Below are 3,151 nucleotides of genomic sequence, written 5' to 3'. Positions count from 1 at the left end.
ACTTGCTAGCTGGTCCGAACCAGCGCAGCATCCCGCTGCCGGCTCAGGCCGAACACAAGGCGCGAACAATCGCGCAAGGTCAAAAAAGGTGAGGAAACGCATGTCACTCGATGTCTCACGTCGATCCCTGCTCGCACTCGGTGCGGGCCTCGGTGCCAGTACCATGCTCGGCAGCAGCGCGCTGGCGCGGGCCCCCAAGCTCGGCACCCAGACGCCCTACTGGCACCGCTTCGTTCTCGGCGATGCCGAGGTGACCGTCGTATCCGACGGGCCGCTGCCGCTCGGCGATCCCTCGGGGACCTTCACCGGCGTTCCCAAGGAAGAGGTGAAGAAGATGCTGGCGGACAACTTCCTGTCGCCGGACAACGTCGTGCTCGAACAGAATTCCCCGATCGTCAACACCGGCGACAAGCTCATCCTGTTCGACACCGGCATGGGCTCATCAAAAATGTTCGGCGCCAGCACCGGGCGGCAGCAGAAGAGCATGACCGAGGCCGGCATCAAGCCGGAAGACATCGACGCCGTGGTCTGCTCACATGCCCATATCGACCATATCGGCGGCATCGTCGACGAGGGTGGCAAGCCGCTGTTTCCGAACGCGCAGGTCTACATTGCCCAGAGCGATTTCGACTTCTGGACCGACGAGGGCAAGCTTGGCAGCGCGGCCAAAGACTTCGTCGTTCACGCCCGCAAGAACCTGCTCCCCGTGCGCGACCGCATCGTGTTCTTCAAGGACGGCCAGGAGTTCCTGCCCGGCGTGCAGGCGATCGCCGCGCCCGGCCACACCGTCGGCCATACCATCTTCATGGTCTCATCGGCCGGCAAGTCGTTCGCCTTCCTCGGCGATCTCTCGCACCATTCGGTGCTGCTGCTGGAAAAGCCGCGGATGGAGTTCTCCTACGACTCCGACCCGAAGCAGGCGGCCGAGTCGCGCGTCAAGCTGCTGACGATGCTGGCCAGCAATAAGATCCCGGTGATGTCTTATCACTTCGCCTGGCCGGGCTATGGCCATGTCGCCAAGGCCGGAGATGGTTTCCGCTACTATCCCGAGCCGATGAAGATGACGTTGTAGGTCAATCAGGTCCGGTCCGGGCGGCGCAGGCGCTGTCCGGACCGGCGATCGATTGAGGCGCGCTTTATAGACGCTCCAGGCGCGCCCGCAGATCAGTGTCGCTCTCACGGGCCAGGGCCAGCAATCCGACATACGGGTCTCCGGCGATGCCGAGCACCGCGGCAAATGCAGGCTCGGTTTTCATCCCGCGCGCCCTCAGTCCGGCCACCGCTTTGCGCAGGGAGCCGTCGTCGAGCGCGAGCAATCTTCGCTCGACCTCGAAGTGCAGCCAGCCCTCGTGCTGATCGACCGGCCGCGGATCGCCGAACAATTCGAACGGCCAACCATCCCATTCGAAGCGGACGATCACGGGCCGCCGGCTGGAGCGCCATTGGTAGATCGCAAACCCGTCACAGCAGCGGTACCGCCGCCAGACAGCTTCGGCGAAAGCCGCCGCGTCCCTGACATGGCAGACGACATCGATATCGCTCGTTGGCGTCGAGAGCCCCAAGGGCAGCGTCCCGACCACGCGGGGATCGAACTCCCGCAGCTCATCCAGCAATCCCGAACAGCCGATCGCGGCTTCGTAGCTAGCGACTTGTCTCGGCATCGCCGAAGACCTCTATCAGGCGAAAACGCTCGCACATCAGCAACATGTCGTCGCTGTATCGCCCGAGGCGGCCGAAATAGGACTGATGGGCACGGCGCCAATGGGCCAGGCTCCGATCCCCCTCTCCCTCCTCGTGCGCAAACGCATCATCGACCTCATCGAACCGCCGGTATGTCACCTCGATGGTTTCGATGACGCAGCGCGGCTCTCCTCTCCCGTCGAGAACGACCCAGCGTTCACCGGGCATAGACGTGTTCGGCTCGTCCCCGGTGCTGCAAGACGCGGTCTTGATACCCTTGACGACGAGCTCGACCAATTCGTCCGCTAGTCCAGGACTGTCGCCGAACGCGAATGTTCGCAGATGCTGATACGGCTCGGCAATCCGCTTGCCCACCTAGCACCCCAGCTTGTCCGCGATACCGCCAAAATCCTTCGCGACGATGTCCCAATTGCCGGTCGCCTCGAAGTCGACCTTCTGGAGCGGTCCGTACTCGGTCGGCCTCGCCACGAAAGCGGTCTTCAGCCCGTTCTTCTGCGCGGCGGCGAGATCGCCATTGTGGGCCGCGACCATCATCACCTCGTCCGGCTTCAGGCAGAGCAGCTTGGCTGCTCCGAGATAAGTCTCCGGATCGGGCTTGTAGTGCTCGAACAGTTCGGCCGACATGATGAGGTCCCACGGCAGGCCAGCGAACTTCGCCATGTTGGTGAGAAGCGCGACATTGCCGTTCGAGAGCGGCGCGATGACGAATTTCGACTTCAGCCGCGTGAGGCCGGCGACGCTGTCGGGCCAGGGATGCAGGCGGTGCCAGCCCTTGGTGAGATAATCGAGATCGGCTTCGGTGAGGCCCTTGATCGCGAATTGCTCGACCAGCTTTTCCAGCGAACGGCGATGCAGATCGTCGAGCATGACATAGCCGCGCTCGGGATGCTGGCGCACGTCGTCCATCGAAGCCATGTACATGCCGCGCCAACCGTCGACGAGCGCGGTCCAGTCGGCCGTGATGCCGCGGCCCTTCGCCCACCACATGAAGTCGGTGATCAGGCTGGTGCGCCAGTCCACCACCGTGCCGAACACATCGAAGACCAGGGCTTTGACGGCGGAGAGATCTGACATGGGCGGTTCCTCGTGTTCTTATCGTTGGTCATTCCGGGGCGCCGGGATCGCGCGAAGCGCGGCCCGGGGAGCCCGGAATCCATCTCCCGTCTGAGTTTGCCGTCGGATGGATTCCGGGCTCTCGCTACGCGAGCCCCGGAATGACGGCAAGCTGATTGCCTAGCTCAATCCAGGTGGAACTTCTCCAACTGGCGGTGTTCGGCCTTGATGTAACGCACGGTGCCGGTGACGGAGCGCATCACCACCGTCTCGGTCTCGATCACGCCGTCCTTGCGGAATTTGACCCCTGACAGCAGCGAGCCCGTGGTGACGCCGGTGGCGGCGAACAGGCAGTCGCCGCGCGCCATGTCCTCGATGCCGTAGATCATCTTGGGAT

5 protein-coding genes are annotated in these 3,151 nt (G+C 63.5%); 1 reads left to right on the top strand and 4 read right to left on the bottom strand.

Annotated features, from left to right (window positions below; translation table 11 throughout):
- The first annotated feature begins 100 nt into the window (after positions 1–100).
- Positions 101–1,072, top strand: a complete 972-nt coding sequence (locus JHD07_RS21330) for an MBL fold metallo-hydrolase (protein ID WP_291625474.1) — start codon at positions 101–103, stop codon at positions 1,070–1,072.
- Positions 1,073–1,136: 64 nt separating this feature from the next.
- Here JHD07_RS21330 and JHD07_RS21325 read toward each other — a convergent pair whose 3' ends face one another.
- From JHD07_RS21325 to JHD07_RS21310, 4 genes are all read right to left on the bottom strand, one after another.
- Positions 1,137–1,613, bottom strand: coding sequence for a DUF4269 domain-containing protein (locus JHD07_RS21325; protein WP_291625472.1), 477 nt, complete (start codon positions 1,611–1,613; stop codon positions 1,137–1,139).
- Positions 1,614–1,641: 28 nt separating this feature from the next.
- Positions 1,642–2,055 (bottom strand): ASCH domain-containing protein, encoded by a 414-nt coding sequence (locus JHD07_RS21320; protein WP_291625470.1) that lies wholly within the window; start codon positions 2,053–2,055, stop codon positions 1,642–1,644.
- Positions 2,056–2,775, bottom strand: coding sequence for a haloacid dehalogenase type II (locus JHD07_RS21315; RefSeq protein WP_291625468.1), 720 nt, complete (start codon positions 2,773–2,775; stop codon positions 2,056–2,058).
- A 164-nt stretch (positions 2,776–2,939) separates the two neighbouring features.
- On the bottom strand, positions 2,940–3,151 hold a 212-nt coding region (locus JHD07_RS21310; RefSeq protein ID WP_291625467.1), incomplete at its 5' end, for a fructose-bisphosphatase class II.

Source organism: Bradyrhizobium sp. (genome assembly GCF_016462955.1).
Taxonomy (GTDB): Bacteria; Pseudomonadota; Alphaproteobacteria; order Rhizobiales; family Xanthobacteraceae; genus Bradyrhizobium.
This window is presented reverse-complemented; position numbering and strand designations above follow the sequence as displayed.